This window comes from Streptomyces sp. NPDC034084 (assembly GCF_055575535.1).
Map to the genome: position 1 here is coordinate 1,193,806 of NZ_JBVISK010000001.1, position 14,798 is coordinate 1,208,603.

Sequence of the window (14,798 nt, forward strand, 5' to 3'; positions counted from 1 at the left end):
CGCGACTAGCTGTGCGAGCGGAGCAGCGTCCGCATCGTCCGCATCGCCACCGACAGGTTCGCCAGGTCGAAGGTGTCCGAGCTCTGGATCTCCTCCAGGGTCGTCCGCGCGCGGCCCAGCAGCGCCGCGTTCTTCTCCTCCCAGGCCTTGAACCGCTCCTCGGGGCTCGTCGTGCCGTTGCCGGCCGACAGGACGTCGGCGGTCAGCGCCGCGTGCGCCGCGAAGAGGTCCTCGCGGATCGAGGCGCGGGCCATCGACTGCCACCGGTCGCTGCGCGGCAGCTCGATGATCCGGTCCATCAGGTCGGTGATCCGCAGCCGGTCGGCCAGGTCGTAGTAGACCTCGGCGACCGCCAGCGGCTCCTTGCCGGTCCGGTCCGCGATCGCGACGATGTCGAGGATCGGGAAGGCGGAGGAGAAGCCGGCGACCCGCAGGGCGAGCTCCTCCGGCACGCCGACCTCGGTCAGCTCCTCCAGGATCGACTGGTACCACTCCAGGTCCGCGCCGCGCAGCAGCTGCGGCAGCTTCGCCCAGACCTCCTCGACCCGGTCACCGAAGAACTCGATGGTCTCGGTGAGCTGGAGCGGCTGCGGCCGGTTGTTGAGCAGCCAGCGGGTGCCGCGCTCGACGAGCCGGCGGGAGTGCAGCCGCATCCGGGTCTGGACGTCGGCAGGCACCACGTTGTCGAGGGCCTCGACGGCGTCCCAGACCTGGCTGAGCCGGAAGACGACGCGGGCGGCGGTCTGCGCCCGGACGATCTCCTCGATCGACGCGCCGGTCTCCTCGCGGAGGCGGTGCAGGAAGGTCGAGCCACCGGTGTTGACGGTGTCGTTGACCAGGACCGTCGTGATGATCTCGCGGCGCAGCGCGTGGTTGTCGACGGCCTCGGGGAACTTCTCGCGCAGCAGCGTCGGGAAGTACGCGTGGAGCAGCCCGCGCAGGTACGGGTCGTCCGGCAGGTCCGTACCGATCAGCTCGTCGGCCACCGTGATCTTGGTGTACGCGAGGAGGACGGCGAGCTCGGGCTGGCTCAGCCCCCGGCCGTTGTTCAGGAGCTCGCGGATCTGCCGGTCGTTGGGCAGGAACTCCAGGGAGCGGTCGAGGGCCCCGTCGCGGCCCAGGCGGCGCATGAACCGCTGGTGGGCGTGGAGCAGGGACGGCGACTGGGCGACGGCGTTGGCCAGGGCGGTGTTCTGCGCGTAGTTGTTGCGCAGCACGAGCCGGCCGACCTCGTCCGTCATCTCGGCAAGGATCTTGTTGCGCTGCTTGACGGTCATGTCGCCCTCGGCGACGAGTCCGTTGAGCAGGATCTTGATGTTGACCTCGTGGTCGGAGGTGTCGACGCCGGCGCTGTTGTCGATGGCGTCGGTGTTGACCTTGCCGCCCTGGCCCTCGGGGCCGCCGGTGCGGGCGAACTCGATGCGGCCCAGCTGGGTCGCGCCGAGGTTGCCGCCCTCGCCGACGACCTTCGCGCGGACGTCCTGGCCGTCGACGCGGATGGCGTCGTTGGCCTTGTCGCCGACGTCGGCGTTGGACTCGGCCGAGGACTTCACGTACGTGCCGATGCCGCCGTTCCACAGCAGGTCGACGGGCGACTGGAGGATCGCCTTCATCAGCTCGGCCGGGGTCATCTTGGTGACGCCGTCCTCGATGCCGAGGGCGGCCCGCATGTGCGCGTTGACCGGGATGGACTTGGCGGTACGGGGGTGGATGCCGCCGCCCGCCGAGAGCAGCGAGGTGTCGTAGTCCGCCCACGAGGAGCGCGGCAGGTCGAAGAGGCGGCGGCGCTCGGCGTACGAGACGGCCGCGTCCGGGTTCGGGTCGATGAAGATGTGCCGGTGGTCGAAGGCGGCCACGAGCCTGATGTGCTCCGAGAGCAGCATGCCGTTGCCGAAGACGTCGCCGGACATGTCGCCGACGCCGACGACGGTGAAGTCCTCGGTCTGGGTGTCGTGGCCCAGCTCGCGGAAGTGCCGCTTGACGGACTCCCAGGCGCCGCGGGCGGTGATGCCCATGCCCTTGTGGTCGTAGCCGGCGGAGCCGCCGGAGGCGAAGGCGTCGCCGAGCCAGAAGCCGTACGACTCCGCGACCCCGTTGGCGATGTCGGAGAAGGTCGCGGTGCCCTTGTCGGCGGCGACCACGAGGTACGTGTCGTCCTCGTCGTGGCGGACCACGTCGACCGGGGGCACGACCTCGCCGGCGACCAGGTTGTCGGTGATGTCGAGGAGCGCCGAGATGAAGGTCTTGTACGAGGCGATGCCCTCGGCCAGCCAGGCGTCCCGGTCCACGGACGGGTCCGGGAGCTGCTTGGCGACGAAGCCGCCCTTGGCGCCGACCGGCACGATCACGGTGTTCTTCACCATCTGCGCCTTGACCAGGCCGAGGATCTCCGTACGGAAGTCCTCACGCCGGTCGGACCAGCGCAGACCGCCTCGGGCGACCTTGCCGAAGCGCAGGTGGACGCCCTCGACGCGCGGGGAGTACACCCAGATCTCGAAGGCCGGGCGCGGGGCGGGCAGGTCGGGGATGGCCTGCGGGTCGAACTTCATCGACACGTACGAGTGGGGCTTGCCGTCCGCCGCCGCCTGGAAGAAGTTCGTCCGCAGCGTCGCCTTGATGACGGTGAGGAAGGACCGCAGGATCCGGTCCTCGTCCAGGCTCGCGACCTGGTCGAGGGCGCCGTCCAGCTCCTCCAGGATGCCGTCGATCAGCTCGGTGCCGGCGCGCTGGCGCTCGGGCGCCATCCGGGCCTCGAAGAGGGAGACGAGCAGCCGGGTGGTGTGGACGTTGTTGCGGAGGGTGTCCTCCATGTAGTCCTGGCTGAAGGTCGCCCCGGCCTGGCGCAGGTACTTGGCGTAGGCGCGCAGGACCATCGCCTCGCGCCAGGTGAGCCCGGCGGAGAGGACGAGCGAGTTGAAGTTGTCGTTCTCGGCCTCGCCGGTCCAGGTGGCGGCGAAGGCCTCCTGGAAACGCTCGCGGGCGTCGTCGCCGAGGTAGTCGCCGCCGCCGGAGGTGGCCGGCATCCGCAGACCGAAGTCGTAGATCCAGGCGTGGGTGCGGTCGGCGCAGCGCAGCTCGTACGGACGCTCGTCGGTCACCTCGACGCCGAGCCGGTTGAGGACCGGCAGGACGGCGGAGAGGGAGATCGGGTCGCCCGTCTTGTAGATCTTGAAGCGGCGCTCGCCGGGGCCGGCGACGACCGGCTCGTACAGGGAGAGCGCGAAGTCCTTGGCGCCGGCGGCGAGGGCCTCCATGCGGACCAGGTCGGCGACGGCGGCGCGCGGCGAGTGGTCGGCCTTGTAGCCCTCGGAGAAGGCGGAGCCGTAGCGGCGGAGCAGCTCGGCGGCGCGCTCCTCGCCGAACTCGGCGTTCAGCGCCTCGCCGAAGCCGTCGGACCAGGAGCGGGCGGCCTCGACGAGCCGGGCCTCGATGCGGTCGACGTCGGCGTCGGTGAGCTTCGCCAGCTCGGTGCCGGGCTTGACGCGGACGACGAAGTGCAGCCGGGAGAGGATCGACTCGGTGTTCCAGGCGGTGAAGTCGACGCTGGTGCCGTCGAGCTCCTCCTTCAGGATCTCGATGATCCGCAGCCGGACGCGGGTCGTGTAGCGGTCGCGCGGCAGGTAGACGAGGGCCGAGTAGTAGCGGCCGTACTCGTCCTGGCGCAGGTAGAGCCGCAGCCGCCGCCGCTCCTGGAGGTACAGGACGCTGGTGACGATGGACCGCAGCTGGTCGACCGGGGTCTGGAAGAGCTCGTCGCGCGGGTAGGTCTCCAGGATCTGGAGCAGGTCGCGGCCGTCGTGGCTGTTCGGCGAGAAGCCGGCGCCCGCGAGGACCTCCTGGACCTTGCGCTTGACGACGGGGACCCGGCGGACGGACTCGGTGTAGGCGGCGGACGAGAAGAGCCCGAGGAAGCGGCGCTCGCCGACGACGTTGCCGTCGGCGTCGAACTTCTTCACGCCGACGTAGTCGAGGTACGAGGGGCGGTGCACGGTCGCGCGGCTGTTGGCCTTCGTCAGGATCAGCAGCTTGTGCTCGCGCGCCTTGGCGCGGGCGTCGGCGGGCAGCCGGCTGAAGGACGGCGAGACGGGGTGGGCGTGGTGGCCCTGGTCGTCGGCGCCGTGCTGCGGGTCGGAGCGCAGGATGCCGAGGCCGGTGCCGGGGACGGCGGACAGCGCGTCACCGTTGACCAGCTCGTACTCGCGGTAGCCGAGGAAGGTGAAGTGGTCGTCGGCGAGCCAGCGGAGCAGCTCGCGGGCCTCCTCCACCTCGGTCGGCCGCAGGTCGGAGGCGGTGGGCTCGTCGGCGAGACCGTCGGCGATGCGCAGGGCGGCATCGCGCATCTTCTCCCAGTCCTCGACCGTCTCGCGGACGTCGGACAGGACGCGCAGCAGGTCGCTGGTGATCTGCTTGAGGTCGGCGCGGTCGGTCTCGCGGTCGATCTCGACGTGGATCCAGGATTCGGCGAGCGCGTCGTGCGGCAGCTCGCCCTGGATCTGGGTCGACAGGACCTCGATGAGCTTCCCGGCGACGTCACGGCGGACGAGGACCTGCGGGTGGATCACGACGTGGATGCCGCGGCCCTGGCGGGACAGCTCGTTGGTGACCGAGTCGACGAGGAACGGCATGTCGTCGGTGACGACCTCGACGACGGAGTGGCTGCTGGTCCAGCCGTTCTCTTCGACCGTCGGGGTGTGCACGCGCACGTTCGCGGTGCCCTGCGGACGGTTCTCCGCGAGCCGGTAGTGAGAGAGCGCGGCGCCGAACACGTCGACCGGGTCGCGGTCGGCGAGGTCCTCGGGCGCGGTGTGCAGGTAATAGCGCTGGAGGTAGTCGAGCACGGTGTCCCGGTCCGGGCGCTCCTCCGCACCCTCCGGGCCCGTCGGAAGTCGCCCCCCGACCGGGCTGTGCTCAGCTACCCGAGCGGCCCTCTCGAGCAGCTCGGCCTTTGCTTCGTCCAGCTTGGTCTGCATGTCCTCTGACTCCTGGTCGCGCGCCGTTGCGTGACGTCGGTGGAAGGAAGGGCACAACGCCTCGACGCGGTGTTCCGGTCGAACCCGACGTTATGCCCGGATGAGAGATGCCCGGGTCGTTATCGGCCACGAAGAGCGGCGCGCCCGGGCGGAGAGGATCGGCGAACGCACGGTCGGCCCGGCCGCTGTCGCGGACCGGGCGGAAGCCGGGGGCTTCACTGCCCCCATGGCGTATCGCGCTGATCACGGGAAAAGCCTATCGCTCCTGACCCCCGAACCGTCATGAGCCGTATGCGTACAAAAGAGCGGGCGAAGTTCGACGGTATGGACAGCGACACGTGTCCTCTTGGCAAAGCACCTCGCCGGGGGCAGCGTGTAGACAAGCATGGGCACAGCACGGCGGACCGACCCTCTGTTGATCTGGGAGAGCCATGGCGAAGATCCTGATCGTGACCGGTGACGCGGCGGAGTCGCTGGAGGTGATGTACCCGTACCAGCGCCTTCTGGAGGAAGGGTACGAGGTCGACATCGCGGCCCCGGCGCGCAAGACGCTCCGCTTCGTGGTCCACGACTTCGAGCCGGGCTTCGACACGTACACGGAGAAGCCGGGGTACACCTGGCCCGCCGACCTGGCCTTCTCGGAGGTGGACCCGGGCGCGTACGTGGCGGTGGTGATCCCGGGCGGCCGGGCGCCGGAGTACCTGCGCAACGACCCGGAGCTCCGCAAGATCCTCAAGTCGTTCTTCGACGCCGACAAGCCGGTGGCCCAGATCTGCCACGGCCCGCTCCTGACGGCGGCGGTCGGCGGCCTGGAGGGCCGCCGCGTCACGGCCTACCCGGCCCTGGAACTCGACATGCAGGCGGCGGGGGCGACCTTCCAGGACAGCGCGGCCGTGGTCGACGGCCTCATGGTCTCGTCCCGGGCGTGGCCGGACCACCCCACGTGGATGCGTGAATTCCTCAAGGTCCTGCGGGCGAAGGGCTGACAAGACGCCCCCTAGGGGGTGTGTTGTCGATCCCGCCGCGAGCCCGGCCTGATCGGCAAGACGCCCCCTAGGGGGTCATGCGCCTCAGGCCGGGCCCCCTAGACCAGCTCCTCCGCCACGGCCACCGCCTCCTCCAAGGAGTCCACCACCGGCACCCCCACCCGCGACAGCGACGCCCGGCTGTGCGACCCCCCGGTGTACAGCACCGCCCTCGCCCCCACGTGCGCCGCCGCCACCGCGTCGTCCGCCGCGTCGCCGATGACGACCACCCGCTCCGCGGGGACTCCCAGCGCGGCGAGGTGGCGCACCATGTGCCCGGACTTCCCGGCCGTCGACGCGTCGGCGCGCCCGTCCACCCGGACGAACCGCTCGGCGATCCCGTACCTCTGCACGAGGGGCACGAGATGCGTGTGCGGCGCGAGGGACAGCAGCGACTGGGTGAGCCCGGACTCCTGCCGCGCCGCAAGCAGCTCCGCCGCCCCGGTGGTGAGCCCGCACGACTCGGCGCGCGCCCAGTAGTGCCGGTGGAAGGTGCCGTCCATGACGAGCCACTCCTCGTCCGTAGGCAGCCGCCCCATGAGCCGCTCGTAGAACTTCGGCACCGGCACCGTGTACAGCTCGCGGTACCGCTCAAGGGTGATCGTGGCGAGCCCGAGCTCGGCGAAGGCCGCGTTCGTCGCGCCGATCACCGCGTGGGTGTCGTCGAGCAGCGTGCCGTTCCAGTCCCAGACCAGGTGTTTCCCGTGCTTCCCCATGGACAGGGACGGTACCCGTCGCCCCGGAGGGCGAGGACCCGGGAGGGTCAGCCGAGCAGCCCGGGAATCTCCTGCACCCCGAACCACAGCAGCTCGTGGTCCTCGGCCCCGTCGACGACGAACCGCGCGTCCTCGTCGCCCTGGTCCGCCGCCCCCAGCGCGTCCGCCGCCGCCGTGACGTCCGCCTCGGCGTCGTCCGCGTCGGCGTGCACGGCCGCCGCCTTGGCCAGCGGCACGGCTCCGGCGACGCGGACCTCGCCGAGGGAAGTGGCGTCGAGGCCGCGGTCGGGGTCGACGGTCGCGTCCTTGTCGGCCACGTCGACGGCGACGACGATCCGGCGCCGGGGCGCCTGGGGGTCGCCCGCGAGGAGCCGCAGGGAGGCGGCCGCGGCCCGGTTGAGCGCCGCGTACTCCAGCTCCTCGATGTCGTCGGAGACGTACCACTCGCGCAGCGCGGGGGTGACGGCATAGGCGGTCAGCGGACCGGGGCCCAGCTCGCCCGCCTTGTGCGCCTGTGCGAGACCGGGGAGGGTCAGGGGGACGTAGACGCGCATAACAGGCCGCTTTCGTAGACGGAGAGGCCCTCAGGATACGTGCGGAGTCCCCCTTCGGTGCGGCGGGCCGGACTCGCCGTACGTCCACCGCGGAAGACCGCCCGCCGAGGCGCCGGAGAGCCGATTTTCCACCGCGTCACCCGGATAGGTGATCCGGTTTCGGGCCTGCCCCGCGGTCGCGGACTTCTTGCGGTGCCCCGGGGTCCCCCCGTACAAGAGCCCCAACGGAAGTTACCGAGCGGTATCACTCGGTTACGCAACGAAACGGGGCCCGCCATGAACGCCACGCTCACCACCACGCCCTCACCGACCCCCCGCCCCCGCGCGACCCCCGGCGGCCCGGCCGGCACGCGCCCGCGTGGTGCCGCCGGAGCCCGCCCCCGCGGCGCCGCCGGAACCCGGCCCCACACGCCCGCCCAAGGCGGCCCGCCCCGCACCGCCTCCGGCACCACCGTCCGCCCCGCGCCCCGCACGCTCCCCCCGCACACCGTCTTCGCCGAGCGCCTGCTCGCCGTGCTCAGCGGGGAGCGGCCCGTCCACTGGATGCTCGGTCACACCGTCGGCGACGCGTACGAGCAGCTCGTCCGGCTCGCCCCGGAGACGCCCCTGCGCTCGCTCGGCCACCGCCCGGTCCTGCGCCGCTGCTCGGTCCAGGTGCACTGCCCGCACTCGGCCGTCGAGGCCTTCGCGACCATCGCCACCGGCCCCCGCGTGCGGGCCATGGCCTTCCGCCTGGAGCGCGGCGAGGACCAGCGCTGGCGTTGCGCCGCCGTGGAGCTGGACGGGCTCGGCGTGGCCGCCCGCCCATGACGAAGGGGCCGGCCGCCACCGGGCGACCGACCCCTTCACGTCCCTCAGGACGTCACTTCTTGCGGCGACGCCCGCCGCCCGCGTTCTTCTGGGCCTTGCGCCGCTCCGCGCGGGTCAGGCCGTCGCCGGAGTCCGCGTCGTCGGAGGCGAAGTCGCCCTCGACGACACCGCCGTCCCCGTCCACGGTCGGCGCGGAGAAGTGCAGCCGGTCCGGCCGCTGCGGGGCGTCGAGCCCCTTGGCGCGGATCTCCGGACGCCCGGCCGCGGCCGGAACGGCGGCCTCCTTGTCGAGCGAGGGCGCGCTCGCCTGCACCGGGACCTCCTCGACCTGCTGCTCGACCTGGACCTCCAGGTTGAACAGGTAGCCGACGGACTCCTCCTTGATGCCCTCCATCATGGCGGTGAACATGTCGAAGCCCTCGCGCTGGTACTCGACCAGCGGGTCCTTCTGCGCCATGGCGCGCAGGCCGATGCCCTCCTGGAGGTAGTCCATCTCGTAGAGGTGCTCGCGCCACTTGCGGTCGAGGACGGAGAGGACCACGCGCCGCTCAAGCTCACGCATGATGTCCGAGCCGAGCTGCTTCTCCCGCGCGTCGTACTGCTCGTGGATGTCGTCCTTGATGGACTCGGCGATGAACTCGGCGGTGATGCCCGCCCGGTCCCCGGCCGCGTCCTCCAGCTCCTCCACGGTGACCTTCACCGGGTAGAGCTGCTTGAAGGCGTTCCACAGACGGTCGAGGTCCCACTCCTCCGCGAAGCCCTCGGCGGTCTCCTGGCGGATGTAGTCGTCGATCGTGTCGTCCATGAAGTGGCGGATCTGCTCGTGCAGGTCCTCGCCCTCCAGGACGCGGCGGCGCTCGCCGTAGATGACCTCGCGCTGCCGGTTGAGGACCTCGTCGTACTTCAGGACGTTCTTACGGGTCTCGAAGTTCTGGGTCTCGACCTGCGACTGGGCGGAGGCGATGGCGCGGGTGACCATCTTGTTCTCGATCGGCACGTCGTCCGGCACGTTGGCCATGGCCATCACGCGCTCGACCATCTGCGCCTTGAACAGGCGCATCAGGTCGTCGCCGAGGGAGAGGTAGAAGCGGGACTCGCCGGGGTCGCCCTGACGGCCGGAGCGGCCGCGCAGCTGGTTGTCGATACGGCGCGACTCGTGGCGCTCGGTACCGAGGACGTACAGCCCGCCGAGCTCCTTGACCTCCTCGAACTCCGCCTTCACGGCCTTCTCGGCGCGCTCCAGGGCGGCGGGCAGGGCCGCGGCCCACTCCTCCACGTGCTCGACCGGGTCCAGACCCGCCTGGCGCAGCTCGGCCTCGGCGAGGTCGTCCGGGTTGCCGCCGAGCTTGATGTCCGTACCGCGGCCGGCCATGTTGGTGGCGACGGTGACGGCGCCGCGGCGGCCGGCCTGGGCGACGATGCTGGCCTCGCGCTCGTGGTGCTTGGCGTTGAGCACCTCGTGCGGGATGCCGCGCTTGGAGAGCTGCTGCGAGAGGTACTCGGACTTCTCGACGGAGGTCGTGCCGACGAGGATCGGCTGGCCCTTCTCGTGCTTCTCCGCGATGTCGTCGACGACGGCGGCGAACTTGGCCACCTCGGTCCGGTAGATCAGGTCGGACTGGTCCTTGCGGACCATCGGCCTGTTCGTGGGGATCGGGACGACGCCGAGCTTGTAGATCTGGTGGAACTCGGCCGCCTCGGTCATGGCCGTACCGGTCATGCCCGAGAGCTTCGAGTACAGCCGGAAGAAGTTCTGGAGGGTGATCGTGGCGAGCGTCTGGTTCTCGTCCTTGATCTGCACCCCCTCCTTCGCCTCGATCGCCTGGTGCATGCCCTCGTTGTAGCGGCGGCCGGCGAGGATACGGCCGGTGTGCTCGTCGACGATCATGACTTCGCCGTCCATGACGACGTAGTCCTTGTCCTTCTTGAACAGTTCCTTCGCCTTGATGGCGTTGTTCAGGTAACCGACGAGCGGGGTGTTCACCGACTCGTAGAGGTTGTCGATGCCCAGCCAGTCCTCGACCTTGGCGACGCCCGCCTCGTGGATGGCGACGGTGCGCTTCTTCTCGTCGACCTCGTAGTCGCCGGTCTCCTCGATGCCCTTGAGCGGGTTGCCGGGCTCGCCCTTGCTCAGCCGGGTGACGAGCTTGGCGAAGTCGCCGTACCACTTGGTCGCCTGGTCGGCCGGGCCGGAGATGATCAGCGGCGTACGGGCCTCGTCGACGAGGATGGAGTCGACCTCGTCGACACAGGCGAAGTTGTGGCCGCGCTGGACCAGCTCGTCCTTGGACCACGCCATGTTGTCGCGGAGGTAGTCGAAGCCGAACTCGTTGTTCGTGCCGTACGTGATGTCGCAGTTGTACTGCTCGCGGCGCTGCGCCGGCGTCATGTTGGCCAGGATGCAGCCGACGGTCAGACCGAGGAACTTGTGCACCCGGCCCATGAGCTCGGAGTCGCGCTCGGCCAGGTAGTCGTTGACCGTGATGAGGTGCACGCCCTTGCCGGAGAGCGCGTTGAGGTACGCCGGGAGGGTGCCGACGAGGGTCTTGCCCTCACCGGTCTTCATCTCGGCGACGTAGCCCAGGTGCAGGGCGGCGCCGCCCATCAGCTGGACGTCGTAGTGGCGCTGGCCGAGGACGCGCTTGGCGGCCTCGCGGACGGTCGCGAAGGCCTCGGGCATCAGGTCGTCGAGGCTCTCGCCGTCGGCGTACCGCTGCTTGTACTCCTCGGTGAGCGCCCGCAGGTCGGCGTCGGAGAGGTTGACGAAGTCCTCTTCGATGGAGTTGACCTGGTCCGCGATGCGGTGCAGTTTGCGCAGGATCTTGCCTTCGCCTGCACGCATGAGCTTGTTGAAGACGGACACTGAGGCTGGTCTCCTTGCCGGTCGGGCCTGGCACTGGGTCTTGTGATGGACGCGAGCGCGGGCACGGCAGGTGGTCCCCACCGCAACGGCCATCGTAAGCGAGACCGCCCTCGCACAGGGAGGCCCACAGTGCCGGAGCCGTACGTCCGCCCGTATGGAGAACGCACGAGGCGGGCGGAAGGTGCCGCCCCATCCGAAAAGTGTTCGCTTCCGGCCCGCGCGGTCACCACAATCCCGGCATGGATCCCATCACCCTCACCACCGACCGGCTGCGCCTGCGGAACTTCGTCCCCGAGGACGTCGACGCGGTGTACGCCGTGTGCCAGGACCCCGCCATCCAGCGCTGGACCGTCGTCCCCTCCCCGTACAAGCGCGAGGACGCCGAGCTCTTCGTGCACCGGCTGGTCCCGGACGGCTGGCGCGAGGACACCGAGTACGCCTTCGCCGCCGAACCCGTGGAGGGCGGCCCGCTGCTCGCCGCGGCCACCCTGAGCAGTCGCGGCCAGGGCGTCTGGGAGATCGGCTACTGGCTGGCGAAGGAGCACCGCGGCGCCGGCCACATGACGGAGATCGTCCGGGCGCTCGCCCACTGGGCCTTCACCGCGCTCGGCTGCGTCCGCCTGGTCTGGCGCGCGGAGGTCGGCAACGCCGGCTCGCGCGCGGTGGCCGAGCGGGTCGGCTTCGCCCTGGAGGGCGTCCAGCGCGCCGGGCTCGCCAACAAGGGCACCCTCCGGGACGCCTGGGTCGGCGCCCTGCTCCCCTCCGACTTCGGCCTGCCGAGCCCCCTGCCCTACCTCCCGGCCCCCGAGCGTCCGGCCGAGGCCGTGTGACTGTCAGTGCCGAGGCCTAGGGTGCGGTCCATGACGACTGCGCCGCGCCCCGCCGCCGAACTGTCCGCCGACGAAGCCCGCAGGATCGCCCTGCGCGCCCAGGGCTTCCTGGGAGCGCCCGACCGCAGGGCGGGCGTGCGCGGGGTCCTGCGGTCGCTCGGCCAGGTCCAGCTCGACACCATCTCGGTCCTCGCCCGCTCGCACGAGCTCATCCCGTACGCACGGCTGGGCGCCGTGGGCCGCCCGACGGTGGAGGAGGCGTACTGGACGGGCGCGCACGCCTTCGAGTACTGGTCGCACGCCGCCTGCGTCCTGCCCGTCGAGGAGTGGCCGCACTTCGCGTTCCGGCGGCGCGCCTACCGCGACCGCCCGCACTGGGGGCACGAGCTGTCGGCCGGGGCGTACGACAAGGTGATCGACCAGCTGCGGGCCGAGGGCCCCCGGACGGCGACGGAGCTGGGCGGCGCGAAGAACAAGGGCGAGTGGTGGGACTGGTCCGACGCCAAGATCGCCGTGGAACGGGCGCTGATGTACGGCGAGGTGGTCGTCACCGAGCGGCGCGGCTGGAAGCGGGTGTACGACCTGGCCGAGCGGGCGATCCCGCAGGCGCTGCTCCACGACGACCTGGACGACACCGAGTGCGTGCGCCGCCTTGTGCGGCAGGCGGGCGAGGCGCTCGGCGTGGGCACGCGCGCGGACATCACGGACTACCACCGCATCAAGGGCGAGCAGTTCGACGCGGTGGTCGAGGCGGCGGGTCTGGTGCCGGTGACGGTCGCGGGCTGGGGAAAGCCCGCCTGGGCGGATCCGGCGGCGCTCGCCACCGAGCCGCGCGGTCGGCACCGCACGACGCTGCTGTCGCCCTTCGACTCGCTGATCTGGGAGCGGGCTCGTACGGAGCGGATCTTCGGCTTCACGCACCGCCTGGAGGCGTACGTGCCGAAGCAGAAGCGGATCCACGGCTACTTCGCGATGCCGGTGCTCTCCGGGGGCCGGCTGGTCGGCCGGGTGGACCCGGCGCGGGAGGGCCGGACGCTCGTCGCCCGCCAGGTGACGCTCGACGGCCCCAAGGCCGTCCCGGCGGTGGCGGGGGCGCTGCGCGAGGCGGCCGAGTGGGTGGGCTGCGACACGGTGGCGGTGGAGCGGGTGAACCACCCGGAGCTGACGCAGCACTTGGTGGCGGCGCTGGGTTAGCCCAGGGCGCTATCGGATCTCGAGGATCTTCTCCCGCATCGCGTACACCACGGCCTCCATCCGGGAGTGCAGCTGCAACTTCTCCAGGATGTTCCGCACGTGGTTCTTCACCGTGTTCTCCGAGATGAACAGCTCCTTGGCGATGTCCCGGTTGTTCATCCCGGTCGCGACGAGCTTGAGGACCTCCAGCTCACGGTCGGTCAGCCGGGGCGCGGGGACGAGCCGGCGCTCGTCGGTGCGCTGGATCATCGACTTGAACTCGGTGAGGAGCTTGGACGCCATCGACGGGCTGATCTGCGACTGCCCGTCGGCCACCGCGCGGATCGCGGTGGCGACCTCGTCGGTGGAGATCTCCTTGAGGAGGTAACCGGTGGCCCCGGCCTTGATCGCCTCGTAGAGGTCGGCCTCCTCGTCGCTGATCGTCAGCATGATGATCTTCGCGCTGGGGGCCACCTCCTTGATGGAGGTGCACGCCTCGATGCCGCCGCGCCGGGGCATCCGTACGTCCATCAGAACGATGTCGGGCAGCAGATCGGCGGCCTTGTCGACGGCCTCGGCGCCGTCACCGGCCTCGCCGACGACCTGGATGTCCTCTTCCTGGGCGAGGACGATCTCGAGTCCGCGGCGGAAGAGGGCATGGTCGTCCACGACGAGAACCCGGATCGGCTCCTTGCGGCACGCTTCGCCGTCCGCGTTCGATCCCTCCGGGACCGCACCACCGTGCTCGCGCCCGCTGAGCACCGGCCCGAAGCTGTCCGCCATCGTTCCTCCCCCTGAAGGCCGTGGCCTGAATTCGTTTCCGGTCCTCCAACCGGTACACGATCGGCACCGGTTGGCGTGCGCGCCATGATTTCATGCCCGGGCGACGACGGGGTGATCCGCGGACGCGCGGGGGTGACCCCGGGGGCGCACAGGGGGTGCCCCTGGGGGCGCACATTGCGCTCCAGGGGCACCGAGAGGGACACCTGTTCGGAGGCGGGGGCGGGGCGGCGGATCAGCCGCCGAGCGCACCGCCGACGCCGCCACCCTCGGCGAGCGGGTCGCTCTCCAGGTGGATGACGCCGTAGTCGTACGCGTGTCGCCGGTAGACGACACTCGGCTGCTTGGTGTCGGAGTCGACGAAGAGGTAGAAGTCGTGACCGACCAGCTCCATCTCGTAGAGCGCCTGGTCGAGCGTCATCGGTGCGGCCCGGTGGGTCTTCTCACGGACCACGAGCGGGCCTTCGCCCTGCACTTCGATCGAGCCCATCATCGTGGTGGGCACCTTCTCGGACTCGTCGGAGACGAGCTGGCCGTCGTCGTTGAGCTGGGCGACGCCGGGCACCACGTCCCCGACCTCCGCCGCCGAAAGCCTGCCGTTTCCGCGGCGGGTGTACCGCTTGTCATGCTGCTTGCGCAGTCGTGCCTCGAGCTTGTCGCTGGCGAGGTCGAGCGCTGCGTACGGGTCGCCTGCCGCCGCTTCCGCCCGGATCACCGGGCCTCGGGAGTGGAGGGTGATCTCCACGCGGTCGGACCTGTCGGCCTGCCGCGGGTTGTGTTCCTTGGACACCTCGACGTCGAGGCTGATCACCTTGCCGTCGAGCTTCTGGATCTTCTCCAGCTTCAGCTTCTCGGCCACGTGCTTGCGGAACCGCTCGGGCACCTCGGTCTTGCGGCCCTTGACGACGATGTCCACGCAGAACTCCGTTCCCGGATCGCCCTGGTCGGCTCCTTGGCCGCCGGGCATCTCCCTTTGCACCAGACTCCGGAGGTCACCGGAGTCTCGGACTTGGCGACTTCGACCTCCTTCTTCCCCGGTCGACAGGATTCCCACCCCATCGACAAGAGATCGATTCG

Annotated in this window: 10 protein-coding genes; 4 read left to right on the forward strand and 6 right to left on the reverse strand. The window is 70.6% G+C overall.

Features of this window, described 5'->3' with window-relative positions; all coding sequences use genetic code 11:
- Window positions 1-5: 5 nt before the first annotated feature.
- Window positions 6-4,970: an NAD-glutamate dehydrogenase gene (locus ACZ51I_RS05410; RefSeq protein ID WP_468871631.1), complete on the reverse strand. Its 4,965-nt coding sequence runs from the start codon at window positions 4,968-4,970 to the stop codon at window positions 6-8.
- Between the two features lie 431 nt (window positions 4,971-5,401).
- On the opposite strand from ACZ51I_RS05410, the gene ACZ51I_RS05415 reads away from it, so the two are divergent.
- On the forward strand, window positions 5,402-5,956 hold the full coding sequence (locus ACZ51I_RS05415) for a DJ-1/PfpI family protein (protein ID WP_468871632.1): 555 nt from the start codon (window positions 5,402-5,404) through the stop codon (window positions 5,954-5,956).
- 98 nt (window positions 5,957-6,054) lie between these two features.
- On the opposite strand, the gene ACZ51I_RS05420 is transcribed toward ACZ51I_RS05415, so the two are convergent.
- Together ACZ51I_RS05420 and ACZ51I_RS05425 are read right to left on the reverse strand one after the other, a co-directional pair.
- The gene (locus ACZ51I_RS05420; protein WP_468871634.1) at window positions 6,055-6,711 is read right to left on the reverse strand and encodes an HAD family hydrolase; all 657 of its coding nucleotides are present in this window, start codon (window positions 6,709-6,711) and stop codon (window positions 6,055-6,057) included.
- 47 nt (window positions 6,712-6,758) lie between these two features.
- On the reverse strand, window positions 6,759-7,265 hold the full coding sequence (locus ACZ51I_RS05425) for a DUF6912 family protein (protein ID WP_468871635.1): 507 nt from the start codon (window positions 7,263-7,265) through the stop codon (window positions 6,759-6,761).
- A gap of 276 nt (window positions 7,266-7,541) precedes the next feature.
- Here ACZ51I_RS05425 and ACZ51I_RS05430 point away from each other — a divergent pair, with 276 nt between their 5' ends.
- The gene (locus ACZ51I_RS05430) at window positions 7,542-8,075 is read left to right on the forward strand and encodes an Rv3235 family protein (protein ID WP_468871636.1); all 534 of its coding nucleotides are present in this window, start codon (window positions 7,542-7,544) and stop codon (window positions 8,073-8,075) included.
- A gap of 52 nt (window positions 8,076-8,127) precedes the next feature.
- Here the strand turns inward: ACZ51I_RS05430 and secA are convergent, their stop codons facing one another.
- Window positions 8,128-10,938, reverse strand: coding sequence for a preprotein translocase subunit SecA (gene secA / locus ACZ51I_RS05435; RefSeq protein WP_468871637.1), 2,811 nt, complete (start codon window positions 10,936-10,938; stop codon window positions 8,128-8,130).
- Between the two features lie 239 nt (window positions 10,939-11,177).
- Between secA and ACZ51I_RS05440 the strand changes: the two genes are divergently transcribed.
- Both ACZ51I_RS05440 and ACZ51I_RS05445 read left to right on the forward strand, forming a co-directional pair.
- Window positions 11,178-11,768: a GNAT family N-acetyltransferase gene (locus ACZ51I_RS05440; RefSeq protein ID WP_468871638.1), complete on the forward strand. Its 591-nt coding sequence runs from the start codon at window positions 11,178-11,180 to the stop codon at window positions 11,766-11,768.
- Between the two features lie 30 nt (window positions 11,769-11,798).
- Window positions 11,799-12,962: a winged helix-turn-helix domain-containing protein gene (locus ACZ51I_RS05445; RefSeq protein WP_468871639.1), complete on the forward strand. Its 1,164-nt coding sequence runs from the start codon at window positions 11,799-11,801 to the stop codon at window positions 12,960-12,962.
- Window positions 12,963-12,971: 9 nt separating this feature from the next.
- On the opposite strand, the gene ACZ51I_RS05450 is transcribed toward ACZ51I_RS05445, so the two are convergent.
- Window positions 12,972-13,724 (reverse strand): response regulator, encoded by a 753-nt coding sequence (locus tag ACZ51I_RS05450; protein WP_468871641.1) that lies wholly within the window; start codon window positions 13,722-13,724, stop codon window positions 12,972-12,974.
- A gap of 232 nt (window positions 13,725-13,956) precedes the next feature.
- Window positions 13,957-14,637, reverse strand: a complete 681-nt coding sequence (hpf, locus tag ACZ51I_RS05455; RefSeq protein WP_468871643.1) for a ribosome hibernation-promoting factor, HPF/YfiA family — start codon at window positions 14,635-14,637, stop codon at window positions 13,957-13,959.
- Window positions 14,638-14,798: the final 161 nt, after the last annotated feature.

Excerpts from the sequence above, each read along its gene's own strand:
- ACZ51I_RS05415 (WP_468871632.1), top strand. The coding sequence starts at position 5,402 with ATGGCGAAGATCCTGATCGTGACCGGTGACGCGGCGGAGTCGCTGGAG.
- ACZ51I_RS05420 (WP_468871634.1), bottom strand. The coding sequence starts at position 6,711 with ATGGGGAAGCACGGGAAACACCTGGTCTGGGACTGGAACGGCACGCTG.
- ACZ51I_RS05410 (WP_468871631.1), bottom strand. The coding sequence starts at position 4,970 with ATGCAGACCAAGCTGGACGAAGCAAAGGCCGAGCTGCTCGAGAGGGCC.
- ACZ51I_RS05425 (WP_468871635.1), bottom strand. The coding sequence starts at position 7,265 with ATGCGCGTCTACGTCCCCCTGACCCTCCCCGGTCTCGCACAGGCGCAC.
- ACZ51I_RS05445 (WP_468871639.1), top strand. The coding sequence starts at position 11,799 with ATGACGACTGCGCCGCGCCCCGCCGCCGAACTGTCCGCCGACGAAGCC.
- ACZ51I_RS05440 (WP_468871638.1), top strand. The coding sequence starts at position 11,178 with ATGGATCCCATCACCCTCACCACCGACCGGCTGCGCCTGCGGAACTTC.
- ACZ51I_RS05450 (WP_468871641.1), bottom strand. The coding sequence starts at position 13,724 with ATGGCGGACAGCTTCGGGCCGGTGCTCAGCGGGCGCGAGCACGGTGGT.
- ACZ51I_RS05430 (WP_468871636.1), top strand. The coding sequence starts at position 7,542 with ATGAACGCCACGCTCACCACCACGCCCTCACCGACCCCCCGCCCCCGC.